This is a genomic window from Bacillus sp. FSL M8-0350, from assembly GCF_038593345.1.
In the GTDB taxonomy this organism is placed as follows: Bacteria; Bacillota; Bacilli; order Bacillales; family Bacillaceae; genus Bacillus; species Bacillus safensis.
Map to the genome: position 1 here is coordinate 985,523 of NZ_CP151985.1, position 15,422 is coordinate 1,000,944.

The 15,422-nt window shown below is 40.3% G+C and carries 14 protein-coding genes; 5 read left to right on the plus strand and 9 right to left on the minus strand.

Features of this window, described 5'->3' with window-relative positions:
• Window positions 1–129 precede the first annotated feature (129 nt).
• Window positions 130–1,218 (plus strand): mechanosensitive ion channel family protein, encoded by a 1,089-nt coding sequence (locus tag NSS80_RS04980; protein WP_041116978.1) that lies wholly within the window; start codon window positions 130–132, stop codon window positions 1,216–1,218.
• A gap of 14 nt (window positions 1,219–1,232) precedes the next feature.
• On the plus strand, window positions 1,233–1,979 hold the full coding sequence (locus NSS80_RS04985) for an NAD-dependent protein deacylase (RefSeq protein WP_080769816.1): 747 nt from the start codon (window positions 1,233–1,235) through the stop codon (window positions 1,977–1,979).
• A gap of 40 nt (window positions 1,980–2,019) precedes the next feature.
• Here the strand turns inward: NSS80_RS04985 and NSS80_RS04990 are convergent, their stop codons facing one another.
• Window positions 2,020–2,874 carry a polysaccharide deacetylase family protein gene (locus NSS80_RS04990; protein ID WP_034282235.1) on the minus strand — a complete coding sequence of 285 codons (855 nt, stop codon included), beginning with the start codon at window positions 2,872–2,874 and terminating at the stop codon, window positions 2,020–2,022.
• Between the two features lie 296 nt (window positions 2,875–3,170).
• On the opposite strand from NSS80_RS04990, the gene dat reads away from it, so the two are divergent.
• On the plus strand, window positions 3,171–4,028 hold the full coding sequence (gene dat / locus NSS80_RS04995; RefSeq protein ID WP_041116980.1) for a D-amino-acid transaminase: 858 nt from the start codon (window positions 3,171–3,173) through the stop codon (window positions 4,026–4,028).
• Window positions 4,029–4,073: 45 nt separating this feature from the next.
• Here dat and NSS80_RS05000 read toward each other — a convergent pair whose 3' ends face one another.
• The gene (locus NSS80_RS05000) at window positions 4,074–4,580 is read right to left on the minus strand and encodes a universal stress protein (protein WP_034282233.1); all 507 of its coding nucleotides are present in this window, start codon (window positions 4,578–4,580) and stop codon (window positions 4,074–4,076) included.
• A gap of 556 nt (window positions 4,581–5,136) precedes the next feature.
• On the opposite strand from NSS80_RS05000, the gene NSS80_RS05005 reads away from it, so the two are divergent.
• Window positions 5,137–6,894: an ABC transporter transmembrane domain-containing protein gene (locus NSS80_RS05005; protein ID WP_041116982.1), complete on the plus strand. Its 1,758-nt coding sequence runs from the start codon at window positions 5,137–5,139 to the stop codon at window positions 6,892–6,894.
• Window positions 6,891–8,906: an ABC transporter ATP-binding protein gene (locus NSS80_RS05010; RefSeq protein ID WP_041116983.1), complete on the plus strand. Its 2,016-nt coding sequence runs from the start codon at window positions 6,891–6,893 to the stop codon at window positions 8,904–8,906. The genes NSS80_RS05005 and NSS80_RS05010 overlap by 4 nt, the downstream gene beginning before the upstream one ends.
• Before the next feature lie 117 nt (window positions 8,907–9,023).
• On the opposite strand, the gene NSS80_RS05015 is transcribed toward NSS80_RS05010, so the two are convergent.
• From NSS80_RS05015 to NSS80_RS05045, 7 genes are all read right to left on the minus strand, one after another.
• Window positions 9,024–9,641 (minus strand): NAD(P)H-binding protein, encoded by a 618-nt coding sequence (locus NSS80_RS05015; RefSeq protein WP_041116985.1) that lies wholly within the window; start codon window positions 9,639–9,641, stop codon window positions 9,024–9,026.
• Between the two features lie 285 nt (window positions 9,642–9,926).
• Window positions 9,927–10,130, minus strand: a complete 204-nt coding sequence (locus tag NSS80_RS05020; protein ID WP_024425744.1) for an alpha/beta-type small acid-soluble spore protein — start codon at window positions 10,128–10,130, stop codon at window positions 9,927–9,929.
• A gap of 236 nt (window positions 10,131–10,366) precedes the next feature.
• A complete protein-coding gene (gene ugpC, locus NSS80_RS05025; protein ID WP_024425745.1) occupies window positions 10,367–11,473 on the minus strand; it encodes a sn-glycerol-3-phosphate ABC transporter ATP-binding protein UgpC in 1,107 nt (368 codons plus the stop codon).
• A gap of 145 nt (window positions 11,474–11,618) precedes the next feature.
• Entirely contained in the window at window positions 11,619–12,494 is an 876-nt protein-coding gene (locus tag NSS80_RS05030) for a helix-turn-helix domain-containing protein (protein ID WP_041116987.1), read from the minus strand.
• 20 nt (window positions 12,495–12,514) lie between these two features.
• Window positions 12,515–12,724, minus strand: a complete 210-nt coding sequence (locus NSS80_RS05035) for a YheE family protein (RefSeq protein WP_003211787.1) — start codon at window positions 12,722–12,724, stop codon at window positions 12,515–12,517.
• 152 nt (window positions 12,725–12,876) lie between these two features.
• Window positions 12,877–14,235 (minus strand): YheC/YheD family protein, encoded by a 1,359-nt coding sequence (locus tag NSS80_RS05040; protein ID WP_041116989.1) that lies wholly within the window; start codon window positions 14,233–14,235, stop codon window positions 12,877–12,879.
• Complete coding sequence (locus NSS80_RS05045) at window positions 14,192–15,304, minus strand: YheC/YheD family protein (protein ID WP_342498439.1); 1,113 nt, start codon at window positions 15,302–15,304, stop codon at window positions 14,192–14,194. The genes NSS80_RS05040 and NSS80_RS05045 overlap by 44 nt, the downstream gene beginning before the upstream one ends.
• Window positions 15,305–15,422: the final 118 nt, after the last annotated feature.

A 15,422-nucleotide genomic window follows, 5' to 3' on the forward strand; every position in this document is an offset into this window, starting at 1 on the left:
CATATTTGAACTTCATGCCTCGGGATCAGTCCCGAGGCTTTTTATGTAGAGGTCAGACATTTAAGAGAGGACATGAACGAAGGTTATATTATAAACTAGAGAGGATTGTTTTAAAGGAGAGAGACAGACATGTTTACACAAAAATGGATGGATACATATTTTACAGTAGATATTGCGATCCAAATTGGTATTAGCCTTTGTATTTTATTGCTTTTTTTATTGCTTCGGAAAGTATTTACGAAGTATTTATTTCAGCTTCTGTTTAGGCTGACGAATCGGTCTAAAACGGAGGTCATTAACCAAATTGTTGTGGCATTTGAAAAACCAGCCAGGCTGTTTTTCGTGGCACTTGGTTTATATTTTGCGTTAAGACAGGCACCATACTTTGAGCATCATATGGATATCATCATTAAATTGTATAGATCTTCTATTATATTAATGCTGACGTGGGGGCTTTGTAATTTAACCGCTGCATCTTCTTTCTTGTTTCAAAAGGTCAATTCGAAATTTGAATTAGATATGGATGATATTTTAGCACCATTTTTATCAAAGGTACTTCGTTTCATTATTATTGCACTGAGTATTAGCGTCATTGCACAAGAATTTAATTATGACGTAAATGGACTTGTGGCAGGGCTTGGTCTAGGTGGTCTAGCATTTGCGCTCGCTGCTCAGGATACAGTGGCTAACTTTTTTGGAGGGATCGTCATCATTACGGAGAAGCCTTTTACGATGGGCGACTTTGTGGAGACACCAAGTGTACTTGGGACTGTGGAGGACATTACATTTCGAAGCACAAGGTTTCGAACACCTGCTGAAGCCGTCGTGACCGTTCCGAATTCTACGCTTTCTAAGGAGCCAATCACAAACTGGACAAGAATGAATAAACGTCAGATTACGTTCTCTGTTCGCGTTTCCTACAATACACCAAAGGAAAATATTGATCAGTGTATTAAGCGTCTCAAACAGATGCTTCACGAGCATGATGGGGTGCATAAAGAGACGATTATGGTAAATCTCGATGTACTGGCAGACAGCTATTTGAACTTGTTTTTCAACTTTTACACTAATACGACAGCTTGGTCTGAAAACCTTGATATTAAGCAGGATATTAACTATCGCATCATAGATATTTTCCACGAGGAAGGCGTAGAATTTGCTTTCCCTGGTCAGGCCATTTATATGAAACAAAAAGGTGAGAAGCAGCTGGGTGAATAAAGGAGGAATGGTGCGTGGATCAAACAAAAGTGGAAGCACTAAGAGAGAAATTATCACAGGCTTCACATATCACAGTACTCTCAGGTGCAGGTATGAGTACAGAATCGGGTATTCCTGATTTTAGATCAACGGGTGGTCTGTGGACAGAAGATACTTCCCGCATGGAGGCGATGAGCCGGTCCTACTTTTTATCAAACCCTCATCAATTCTGGCCGAAATTTAAGGATTTGTTTCAAATGAAAATGAGTGGAGAATACGAACCAAATAGCGGGCATACCTTTTTAGCCAGCCTTGAGCAACAAGGGAAGCATGTGGATATTTTTACCCAAAATATTGACGGTCTTCATAAAAAGGCGGGAAGCCAGCATGTATATGAACTCCATGGCTCCATTCAAACGGCTACTTGTCCATCGTGCCAGGCGGTATATGATCTGCCTTATTTATTGAAAGAAGAGGTGCCGGTCTGTCAAAGGGTTTCCTCAGACGGCAGTACGTGTGGACGTGTGCTAAAAACAGATGTTGTCCTATTTGGCGATATGGTCAAACATTTAGACCAAGTGGAGACATCACTTCAGAAAACGGACATGCTCCTCGTCATGGGGACTTCCCTGGAGGTAGCGCCAGCAAGGTATATTCCAGAAGATGCAGCTCATGATCCTTCCATCTTCATGGTGATGATGAATTTGAGTGAAACAGAATTCGATCCGCTTTTTGATCTTGTCTTTCATGAGCGAATTGGCGATCTCGTGAAAGCTTTATAAATCATTAAAAAACCCGCATCCTAAAGGTGCGGGTTTTACTTTATTGCTGCAGCGGCTTCATTGTTTCATCAAGGACTTCAAATGTATAGCCCTTTGCCTTTAGCTGCGTGATTAAGCTGCTTAAGTATTTTGCCGTCGCCGGCTGATCATGCATTAAGATGATTTTTGGTTCTTTTGGATATTTTGTCTCCAGCACTTGCAGCTGATTTAATACCTCTGGTACATATTTTGAGCTTTTATATTTCCAGTCAAGACTGTCAATGGTCCAGTCCCAGTAGACAAAGCCTTTTTGTTTTAAACGTGCTTTTTGCTGATCGGTTAAATTTGGGGTGCTGCCATAAGGTGTTCTTACAAGATGGGTATACTCACCTGTGACAGAAGCCAAAATGCGCTGATCTTCCTTCATCTCGTTAACAGGAGAATCACTTTTTTGATAAAAGCGTTTCACATCATGGGTAATACCATGAAGCCCTAATTGATGACCTTCTTGATGGAGTCTTTTCACAGCTGCCGGGTGTTCTTTAATCTGCGGTCCGAGCATAAAGAATGTGGCTTTCACTTGATGCGCTTTTAGCACATCTAACAGCTGATTTGAAGTCGCTGATGGACCATCATCGAAGGTTAAAAAGATCGTTTGATCCGTTACATGTTTATTTGAATGGATCTTAAAATGTGCATCTAATGTTTTCCGAGAAGCATCTTTTGCTTTCATACTAGTACTTGTGTCCCTAAATTGACTGCTCGCAGACAATTTCGCCGGCTGATCTGCTGCCTGCATATTGGTTTTGGACATATCCCAAATAAAAAAGAGGATTAGTGTCAGGATGACAAAACCAATCGCCTTTGAGAGCAGCATTGTGTTTGAAGGTGTCTGTTTTTTTTTAACCCGTTGCATTACAATCGCTCCAATAAATCAAAAATTTGTGTCGAATCATGTAGTGGATTCTGTCTTATTTCGCTGTTTTTTGTCGTGTTTATATGGAGTAAGTATACAGGAAAAAAGAGCCTATGAATATAGAAGATGCTAAAAAATTGGAATCTTTTTGGTTATCAAACTATATTTGTTACAATAGAAGGTTATCCATTTCATACGATGTGAAATAATTCTGAATAATCATTGAAACGAACCCATTTATCCGCTAAGATAGCATCAGATTCAACCATTATTGCAAAGCGAAGGGGAGATTCCATATGAAAATATTGTACAATGGAGATTTCATTGAAAAAAAGGATGCACATGTTGATATTGAGGACAGAGGCTATCAATTTGGTGACGGAGTCTATGAGGTCATCCGTGTATACAATGGTACTTTGTTTACGTTAAAGGAACATACAGAGCGTCTGTTCAAGAGTGCAAAGGAAATTGGCATTCATCTGCAAGGTACAGTATCAAATATGGAAGAAAAGTTACAACAGCTCGTCGCTCACAATCAATTAACAGATGGCGGTGTGTATATTCAAGTCACGCGGGGTGTCGCCCCTCGTAAACATCAATATAGTGATTCTCTTACTCCTCAAATCACGGCATATACGTTCCAGGTGAAAAAGCCTGTTCAAGAGCAGAAAGCTGGGGCAAAGGCCATTTTATCTGAGGATCTTCGCTGGTTAAGGTGTGATATCAAAAGCTTAAATCTTTTATATAACATCATGGAAAAGCAGAAAGCATCTGAAGCTGGTGCGTTTGAAGCAATCCTTGTGAGAAACGGTTTTGTGACCGAGGGAACCTCCTCGAATGTATATGCCGTGATTGATGGCGTGATTCGTACTCATCCTGCAAACAATCTCATTTTAAACGGCATTACTCGTAGAAAGCTGCTGGAGGTATGTGAGGAAGAAGGATGTACGGTTGAAGAAACTCGTATAAGCAAAGAAGAACTGCTGCGCGCTCAGGAAATCTTCATCAGCTCGACGACAGCTGAAGTTATTCCGATTGTTGAAATAGATGGCGAGCCCGTAGGGGAAGGCGTTCCAGGAGAGCTGACAAAGCGCGTACAGGAAGGCTTCCAGCAAAAAATTAAACATGAAAGTGAAGCATCCATCTCTTCATAAATAAAAAAGGCTGTAAACCAATGTTTACAGCCTTTTGTGATGCATTTATTTCACAATAAGCACAGGTATATCTGATTTTGCTGATAACTTTTCACTCACACTGCCAAACAGCATTTTTTTCAATCTGCTTTGGTCACGTGCTCCCATGACGATGAGGTCTGCTGATATTTCCTCCGCATATTCGATAATCGCTTCTGCTGGTTCTCCTTCTACAATTTCAATGGCAGCCTCAAACTGCTCCTCATTTAAAAGCATTCGTGCTTCCGCAACGACCTCTTCTGTATGGTCTTCAAAAATCAAGGGACTTTGCTGTTCATCGTGAGGTACATATACAGGGGGAGTTTGAAGATCTGCCGTACCGCCGCCGATATAAGCTCCGCCAGTCATTGGGCGCGGTGCATCAAACACCTGTCTGTCTGTTTTGCCATCATGTGCATAGGTAACGGTCAGCTTGGCATGTAAGGTTTTAGCTAAAGCGATTGCCTTTTTTAATGCTTTCTTACTGTCTTCATGTCCATCAAACGCTACGACCATCCGATCAGCTTGAAACAATGTCCTCATTCCTTTCAAAAGGAGTCTTTACACTGATGGTATACCCGTTAATAGAAAAAGATACACATGAAGGAGAATGATTTTTGTTAGAAAATTTCATTTATTGAAAAATATTTATTGACAAAATAGTGACAGCCACTATAAGATAAAAAAAGATTCAAGAGCCAAAAGGAGGAAATGTCATGTGCAACATTGGAAGAATGAAATCAAACTGCATGAATGGGTTGATTCACGTGACAATTACACCTTCATTGGTCATTGAAAAGGAACTCGTCTGTTCCAATTGATCGGATGAATCAAGGCGTATGTTGCGTATTTGTCAACATGCGCCTTTTTACATGACGAAAAGAGGCGTACCAGCCAGCTGGTGGCCTCTTTTTTTGTTGAATTCATTTCGTATTTCGAAATAAAGGGATGAAAAACAACAAGTAAATGAAGAGGAGTGAAAGCATGTGAACATGCCAAAATCAAGACAAATGACAAAAGCTCAAAAAACGAAACAAGGTGACTTGCAGGAAAATTTAGAAAGCGGTTAGCTTGAAAAGGAGAGACAAACATGTTTTCAGTATTTGCGAAATTAGGCTGGTTCTTTAAACAAGAGTGGAGGCGTTATACCATTGCTATTACGCTCCTGCTCATTGTGAATGTGCTTGAAATGCTGCCGCCAAGATACCTAGGCCAGGCAGTTGATGACATTCGTTCTGGTCAATTTACAACATCCAGTATTGTGTTTTATGTGACCATTTTTTGCTTACTAGGTGTCGTCGTCTATACACTTACATATTTTTGGATGTATCAGTTATTTGGCGGCGCAAATGTCATGGAGCGTGTGATGCGCGGGAAACTGATGCGCCACTTGCTTAAGATGACGCCTACCTTTTATGAAAAGAAAAAAACCGGCAACTTAATGGCATTAGGTACAAACGATTTGAATGCTGTGGCCTTAACGACAGGTTTTGGCGTTCTGACCTTGGTTGATTCCACTGCTTATATGCTGATGATCTTCTTTACGATGGGGCTGACGATTAGCTGGAAATTAACCTTAATGGCGATTATCCCTATGCCGCTGATGGCGCTCTTGATTGCGTTTTATGGAAGCAAAATCCATGAGCGCTTTACAGTCGCTCAAGATGCATTTGGTGATATGAACGATCGCGTTCTTGAATCAGTGGCAGGTGTCCGGGTCATTCGCTCTTTTGTGCAGGAGAAACAAGATGTCGAACGCTTTCGAGAAATGACAGATGATGTATTTCAAAAAAACATGCGAGTGGCGATCATTGATTCTTTGTTTGAGCCGACAGTGAAATTACTTGTGGGGATCAGCTACTTAATCGGAATCGGCTACGGAGCATACCTCGTGTTCCAAAGTGATTTAACCATTGGGGAGCTTGTTGCATTTAACGTCTATCTTGGCATGATGATCTGGCCAATGTTTGCGATCGGCGAATTGATTAATATTATGCAAAGAGGAAATGCGTCGTTAGACCGGTTAAATCATACACTCAGCTACAAGCCGGACGTAACAGATGCTGCTCAGCCGAAAACGTTACAAGAGCCTGGAGATATTGAGTTCGATCATGTGACATTCAGGTATCCAACTTCATCTAAAGATAATCTCATTGATGTGTCCTTTACTGTACGAAAAGGGCAGACGATTGGGATTACAGGCAAAACGGGAAGCGGCAAAACGACCATTGTCAAACAGCTTTTGCGCCAGTACCCGGCAGGTGATGGGCAAATCTTGCTATCAGGTGTTCCAATCCAAGACATTGAATTAGATCAGTTATTTCAATGGATTGGATACGTACCGCAGGATCATATACTTTTCTCAAAAAGCGTGGAACAGAATTTGCGCTTTGGTCATCGGGATGCGAAAGAAGATGAGTTAGCACAAGCAATCAAAGATGCTTACTTTGAAAAGGATTTACGCCTTTTGCCAGAGGGTCTGGAAACCATGGTTGGGGAAAAAGGTGTGGCGCTGTCAGGCGGACAAAAACAGCGAATATCCATCGCACGTGCTTTATTAATTGATCCAGACATTTTAATTCTGGATGACTCATTATCTGCGGTAGATGCAAAAACAGAAACCGCTATTTTAGAAAATCTAAGACAAAACCGTCATGGCAAAACGACGTTTATTACAACTCATCGCCTATCAGCTGTTGAACATGCGGATCTCATTCTTGTCATGGAAGAAGGACGCATTGTCCAAAAGGGCACCCACAACGAGCTCATCCAGCAGGATGGGTGGTACAAGGAACAATTTTTGCGTCAGCAGCTGACAAATCAGCTGGAAGGAGGGGATGAGGCATGACAACAGGAAGAAGACTCCTTGCCTACGCACTCCTATATAAGAAAGTATTGTCTGTTGCCTTAATCTTTCTAATGATTGCAGTTGGTGCTGAGCTGACAGGACCGTTTATTGGGAAGAAAATGATTGATGATCATATTTTAGGTGTAGAAAAACCGTATGTCGAGGTCAATGAAAAGACAGACAAAACCGTTTATTACCAGGGAAATAACTATATACGAAGCGATCGATTAAATAATGGAATGGATTCTGGAAAGCAAATCAATGTAGTGCAAGTCGGGTTCGGTTACTATTTTGTGAATGAGCCGATTCGTTTTGATGGAAACAGAAAAATAGCGGGAGATCAGCTCACCATTGATAATGGAAACGAGCGTGAGACCTATGAGGTACAGCGTTTATCAAAAGAGGAGATTTTCGCTTTTTATCAGCCAGAAATCAGTGGTTTGGTGCAGCTTGTTCTATTTTATCTAGGACTGCTCATCGTTGCGATTTTCTTTCAGTATGGGCAGCATTATTTGCTCCAGAGGATTGCAAATCGAATTATTCAAAAAATGAGGGTAGACGTATTTGAGCACATCCAAACACTGCCGATCCGATATTTTGATAATTTACCGGCTGGAAAGGTTGTCGCGAGAATCACAAATGACACGGAAACCATTCGTGATTTATATGTAACAGTCCTTGCTAATTTCGTGACGAGTGCCATTTACATGATTGGGATTTACATTGCCATGTTTTTGTTAAATGTAAAGCTGGCACTCATTTGTTTGGTCGCAGTACCGATTATTTTCCTATGGTCGATGACTTACAGAAAGTTTGCATCAGTGTACAATCACCGCATTCGTTCGATCATCAGTGAAATTAATGCCAAGCTAAATGAAGCCATTCAAGGGATGACAATCATTCAAGCGTTTCGTCATGAAAAAGCGACGCAAGAGGAATTTGATGAGCTGAACAACAATCACTTTCGATATCAGCGAAAGATGCTGCATTTAAATTCACTACTTTCACATAATTTGGTTAACCTGCTGCGAAATTTAGCATATGTGGCACTCATTTGGTATTTTGGCGGTGCTTCGTTAAGTGCGACAGGCATTGTGTCCATTGGTGTACTCTATGCGTTTGTCGATTATTTAAATCGATTGTTTCAGCCGATTACAGGCATTGTGAATCAATTCTCTAGGTTAGAATTAGCAAGGGTTTCATCGGAGAGGGTTTTCAGGTTATTAGATGAACCAGGAACAGAAGTGGAAGAGCCTGTTCAGAAGAAGCTGGAGGGACACGTTCAGTTCAAAGATGTCACCTTTGCTTATAATGAAGGGAAAAATGTCTTAAAGAACATTACGTTTGAAGCAAAGAAAGGTCAAACGGTTGCACTTGTGGGGCATACTGGTTCTGGGAAAAGCTCGATCATGAACTTGCTGCTGCGTTTTTATGACATTCAGCAAGGAGACATTCTCATAGATGGCGAAAGCATTTATGATCAGTCGCGCCAAACGCTGCGTAAACAAATGGGCATTGTGCTGCAAGACCCGTATTTATTTTCTGGAACAATTGCTTCCAATGTAAGCTTAGGAAATGAAGACATCAAAAGAGAAACCATTGAATCTTCATTAAAGCAAGTAGGCGCAGCAGAGTTATTGAAGCACCTGCCAGAAGGTTTTGATGAACCAGTCGTTGAAAAGGGAAGCACCCTTTCCTCAGGGGAACGTCAGTTGATTTCATTTGCGCGCGCATTGGCGTACGATCCAGCGATTTTAATTTTAGATGAAGCCACAGCCAACATTGATACAGAAACAGAAGCGATCATTCAGCGGGCACTTGATGTAGTCAAAGAAGGACGGACGACTTTTGTGATTGCTCACCGATTATCCACTATTAAGAAAGCCGATATGATCTTGGTGTTAGAAAAAGGTGAAATCGTCGAGCGTGGCAGTCATGAACAACTCATGCAGCAAGAAGGGCTGTATGCACAAATGTATGAACTGCAAAAAGGTGCTGTTGCCAACAGCTGATGAATAGTAGAAAAAAGAGCCTCTTCCAATTGAATGAGGCTCTTTTCCTTTGCATGAAAAAGTCGGAGATTCTGTTCTCGACTTTTATTGATTATATTGTTTGGACAGGCATCATCATCAATAAGCGATGCCGACGCGTTGATGTACAAACTCCTTCGAATTTAACTGCTGATATAAAAAGTGTGCGGTATCTTCAACTGAAATTTTCTTTCCATCTATAGGGAGAAAATCTTTCTCATAGCGATATGACCGTGTCACTTCTCCATTTGGTAAATAGGTTGGACAAATAATGGTCCAATCTAGATCAGTCGATTGAAGGATTTCAAACGCTTTCGCATGCTCTTCAGCTGCTCGGGAAGTAGTCCGTCTTGATTCATTTGTTTCAAAACGGTAGAGCTCCGGCTGCTTTCTTGCTTTTAAAATACCTGCTGTACCAATTGTAATAATTCTAGATGTATTTGTTTGCTTCATGGCTTGTACGATATGCTCCATTGAAACAGATAATGTATCGTCACCATCTGTTGATAGACAGCTCACAACAATATCTGCTCCTTTGATTGTCTCAAGCACATCTTCCCGATTTCTTGAATTGCCGGTGACTTGAAACATACCCGCAAGCATTTCTTCTCGGTTTGTTCGAATCAATGAACGAACCATGTAACGATCATCTACTTGAACGAAACGAAGAAATGCTTGTCCTACACGTCCATGAGCACCGAAAAGAGCTATTTTCATCTGTTCGATCCCTCCACTACATACTATAAGTGAAAAGAACCCAAATTGGTACAACTTTTATGTGATGCTTTTTTTATAAAGGTGAAAGGACCGAATACTATGAGCATATTCACATAATAGAGAGATCCCTACAAATTGTAAAAGTTCAAAGTTCATACCAGAAAAAATGTCCATGAAGATCCGCTCCTTTCTACTACATGATATGAGCTGAAAGGAGTTTGGTGAGGGATAAAAACAAAAAAAGAAGACACCATAAGAGGTGCCTTCTATGATCCAGATATGAAATTAAGCTTTTGTTCCGCCAAGGTTTTGTTGAGCGAAAGACACAAGACGTTTTGTAATTTCTCCACCAACTGAACCGTTAGCACGAGATGTTGTTTCTGCTCCAAGATTTACACCAAATTCAGAAGCGATTTCGTATTTCATTTGATCGATCGCTTGTTCTGCTCCAGGAACTAGTAATTGGTTTGAACTATTAGAATTAGCCATGATGTGATTCTCCTTTTTGTATATGATTTGTTTTTTTGGTTGGGTTTGCTGGAATCGCACCAGCGAAATGATTAAGTCATTTGCCACTTGGCGAAACCCAATGCAGTAACTGCTTTGTACTAAGTATTATGGTTATTTCCGAAAAAAACATACGAAAAAAGAACATGGTAAATGTTGTGTTAACATACAAAAAACCATCACCCAATGATGAGTGATGGTGCTGCTTATATATCTTTTTATTCTGCTGAGCGAATGCGCAGCTCCGTATCCGAATCAAAGAAATGGGCTTTGTTCATATTAATCGCAAGAGGGATGGACTGTCCGGCCTGTACATCGGTACGAGAATCAACACGTGCAATAAACGATTGACCATCAATAGAAGAATAAAGCATCGTTTCTGCCCCCATTAATTCAGCTACTTCTACGTCAGCATGAATTTTTGTGCCTTCAGACGCCTCTATAAATACTGGTTCATCGTGAAAATCTTCTGGTCTGATGCCTAAAATGACATCCTTTCCAATATAGCCTTGGCTGCGTAATACTTTCATTTTTCCTTCTGGTACACGAATATGAGTTTTTCCAACCGCAATGGCACCGTCAGAGAGCTTTCCTGTAAAAAAGTTCATCGCAGGTGAGCCGATAAATCCACCTACAAACACATTCTCTGGGTTTTCATATACATCTTTCGGCGCTCCTACCTGCTGAATAAAACCATCTTTCATGACAACAAGGCGTGTTGCCATTGTCATGGCTTCAGTCTGATCATGTGTCACATAGATAAATGTTGTTTGCAGACGCTGATGAAGCTTAGAAATTTCAGCACGCATCTGAACACGGAGTTTTGCATCTAAATTAGAAAGCGGCTCATCCAAAAGGAAAACCTTTGCATCACGTACAATCGCTCTGCCAAGTGCAACACGCTGTCTTTGACCGCCAGACAGTGCTTTTGGTTTTCTGTCTAAATATTGCTCAAGCCCTAATATTTTAGCGGCATTTCGAACCCGCTCATCAATTTCTGCTTTTGGAAACTTCCGAAGCTTTAATCCAAAAGCCATATTATCGTACACATTCATATGAGGATATAATGCATAGTTTTGGAAAACCATTGCGATATCCCGGTCTTTCGGCGCTACATCATTCATCCGTTTTCCATCTAACAGAAAGTCTCCTTGTGATATTTCTTCTAGACCTGCAATCATGCGAAGGGTTGTTGATTTTCCGCAGCCTGATGGACCAACAAACACAATAAATTCTTTATCTTCTATATGTAGATTAAAGTTGTCTACTGCTGTTACTTTGTTATCGTATACTTTATAAATTTGATTGAGCATCATTTCAGCCATTAGATGTCAGCCTCCCCAGTCCCTCTTTTTTTTGAAAGCGCTTTACTAGTAAATAAAGTGTATAAAATGAGGAAGAGTCTGTAAATGGACAACGTGCACAACATCCTATTTTCATTTTTGGGCAGGGTGCTCAAGTCTTCATTCTTTATGAAAGATCGAGTAGAGTCATCATCAAATAAGCAGCGGATGCTTCTGGAAAATGTCGTATATCTAGCCCAGTGCGCTCAATAAATTTATCAATTCGATATTGAAGACTGTTTCTGTGAACATATAACGCTTTTGCTGCCTTGGATGCGTTTAAATTACATTGCATATAGGTCATGAGAGTGCGATAAACATCCCGGTCAAAGACCGCTTCTTTAAAAGCATCTGAAATAGCGTGAGAGAGTGCAGATGCATCATAACAAATGAACGATGGCAGGCATTGATAAAATGTGGAAGCCCCTGATCTAAGCTTTTCTCGCTGCAGATGGCATAAAAAGAGCTGTTGTTCATTTAATAACCTCATCTGTAAATGGTCATTAGGCAAATGCAGCTGTCCTTGCATAAAGACTGAGTCTGTTAAAAAATCACTTGTAATAGCCAGAGACAAATCATTTAACTGATCTAATTGACTGTTTTCTGATGTGGCGTTTGGTTGAATCAGCATAGCTGTTTCAGGGCCTGTCCATATGAAATGAGTATGTTCGAGGCTGTTATTCACAGCCTCTTTTATTTGCTGTCTTTGTTCTTCTTGATGGATCATTTGAAAATAATAAACACGGACGGGATGTTGGACAGTTAGTGGTTTGTTTTCAAAAAGATAGCTGAACCATTTTTGTTCATCCTCGGTCTGCGCTTTTTGAAATAGATCAATTGGTGTAAGAAAAGAGTTGAGAAGAAGTGTTTCTCTTTCTGAAAGCTCCGATTTGTTTACTCCAAATATTTCACCTTCTTCTGTTTGATACCAAAGAATTTGTTTGTCATGAGTAGGTGTGCTGATGATATGGTCTCCGTAAACCAGTTTTAATTTTTCTAACATGGCGGGGCTCCTTAATCAGTTTAATCATAGACATGGAACAGCATTAATTCGTGGATTTCTTCTTTTAAAGTTGGTTCTACTTCATGGGGCGGAAGCTGAGAGCCCCATTCAATGTCACCTGTTTTGTGGTAGATGCCTTCATAGTGCGCACCGTTGTGGAAAAAGGATATTTTCCAGCCTGGCAATTGTGCTTTCTTAAAAAGGGGTTTCCATTGAAAATGAGAAATCATATCATCATTGCCTCCTTGCTTTTATTGATGTAACAATAAACAAACACGACAACACGGAAACAACCTTGAACTTGATTTTATTGTATCTCATCTCATGAAAAGAGCATAGAAAAAGCATAGATTTAAGAGCACTGACATGTGACAAAAAAGCGTCAGTAGACGTTCGCGTGATCTGAAGTTGTGAGTGCCGTTTTTGAAAGGTAAGATGCGTAATCCATGATACTTTTCCCAATCATCCATTCTGATTTTTTCAAAGAGACATGCTGGAAAATCTCTCGGCCAGGGCGAGAATTAGCTTCGAACATCCAAATTGCACCTGTTTGATCAATGCCTAAGTCAAAACCGATTTCACCGATATGCCCGGACATTTTTTTATCTATCACCTGGCTGAGTATGATGGCAGTATGAGAAAGCTGCTGTAAAATCTGCAAACGTTTCTTTTCTTCTGGAAAGACAGCATAAAGTGTTTTCACCTTTCCCCCGTGTAACTGGTGAGTCGTGATGGTATGATCTCCAGAAACCTTTGCTGCTGCTGCTGTGACTATCCAATCACCTTCTTTATTTTTATTCGTATGAACTCTGAAATCCATCGGTTGATTGTCTATTTGAAGAAGCTCAATGCCTTGTTGTGCAATAAAATCATGAATTGCATGATCTTTTCGCAGCTTTTGAACAAACTGATCTATTGAATCATATGGAATAGACCTTCCCGAATTTGAGTATACAGTGATTCCGTGATTTTCCTTCTTTAACTGATAAATACCGTCTCCATGACTTCCGTTTGTCGGTTTTAAGTATATAATTTGATGCAGGTGGAGAAGTGTTTCAATTTTAATTAGAGCGTCCACGGGATCTAATTGTACAGAATGTGGGAGTAAGGACCATGTTTTTTCATCTGTTAATAGCTGTTCATGAATCTCCCATTTATTAAAAAAGTAAGGATTGAACCAAGGGATATCATAGTCTTGAGTGAGTTTTCGCTTCGTTTCTTGTATGAGTGCCGACTGAGCAGCTTTTCTATTTGGAAGCCGGTCATAAATGACTGACGGCAGGGGAAGCTGTTTTTTAACCCATGAATCTTGCTGGTACAACAGTCCTTCTACAATTCCTTTTTCCCAATCAATCGAATGTGACCCAAAAAGATAGGCAAAACCAGGATGCTGCCTGAAAGAGTGCAGCAGTTTGATAAAAAATTCTGATCTCGTTCCCAATGGCTGTGTACTTTGCTCAAAACCCGCAGTGAAAATGCCCATCAACGGCCCCATAAAAAGTGTATGGTCAATGATGATCACATCAGCTTTTGATTGGTAAGGAATCAGTAATCCTCTGTATAGATCTTCAGATAATAAAATTTTATTTGGATGCTGATGATAGGAAATGTTGAAGCCATCTACTAAACGAGACCCTATAGCAAGAGAATAGATGGCATCTTTCTGTTTATAATGGACGGGAAGATGAATTGTTTTTTCACTTGTGAGGTGTGGGGCGATGATGCAGCGCTTTCTGTTCATAAGAAACCTCCTTCGGTTGAGACTTTATCGATTGCGCATGTTCAAGAATGATACGAATCAATTCGTGTTCCTTCTCAGGATAAACTTTTAAAAAAGCGGACCGCCCTGGCTTTGATCTGATATTTGATATGAAAAGTCTGCCTTCATTTGAATGAAGTAAGTCTACTGCGAATTCAAAGCAAGGAGAGTAAGTTTTATCTATATAAGCTGGGATTGATGCCTGAATGGATGCAATATCATCTAAAAGGAGCTCCTTGATGTGTGGCTGCAATGTATTTAGATAGTGTTCAAAGCCTATCACAGGAGCTGATTTTTGTGTATGACTCAAAAGACTATTTTCTGCAGGTGATTTTATGTGAATTCCCATGCGTTTCCATTGATTTTGTGAATCTTTCATAAGAAAAATCTTGATTTCATTGAATAAAAGTTCTTTTTGATCATTCGTGTTGAAAAATTGAAGAAAATACCGGCCTGCATATTTTTTGCACCAGCGCTCCAGCTCTGACGTACGAGAAAATGTAATGGTTTGATTGGAACTTAGCTGAACGGTAAATGTTGATTTGCCATCAAAGGAAATGAAGTAAGTAGATGCTGCATGCTGATGGGAGAGAGGCTGCATTCTACAATAACCGCCAGCCCCGCACTCCCTTACCATATTGATCAGGTCTGAGGGTTCTTTTAATATAAAGCAGCCAGGTAAATATGGCTGTAAAGCAGAGCGGAGACGGAGCTGCTCAAATAGCACCATTTTATTTGAAATGCCGGTATTCAAAAAATTTGTTTTTGGATATTTTTTTAGCCATTCCATGATGGGTTTTGCTTTTTTAGATAGTGCGTCATGCCGGTAAAGACATCGGTCATAAATCAAGTCGGGAATCGGAAATTGTGCGTCGGCAAACCCTTGGCCATTCGTATATGTTTGGCCTTGTATCAAATTTGAAGCCGGCTTTAAATCAAATGGTGTAAAACGAACAACCACTAAACGATAAGAAGAGGCAGCTTTGGCGAGCTGCCGTGTGAATGCCTCTTCATACTGCGGAGAAAGGCTCACAATACCTAATGTTGTCATTAAAAAACACCTTCTTTTCAACTTCTTTTTTTTACCATCACAAAAACATTTTTTTATGATTTTACATAAAGCTTGCGCTCCTTTATCATTACGACAGATCGCTTGATCATATGTCTCG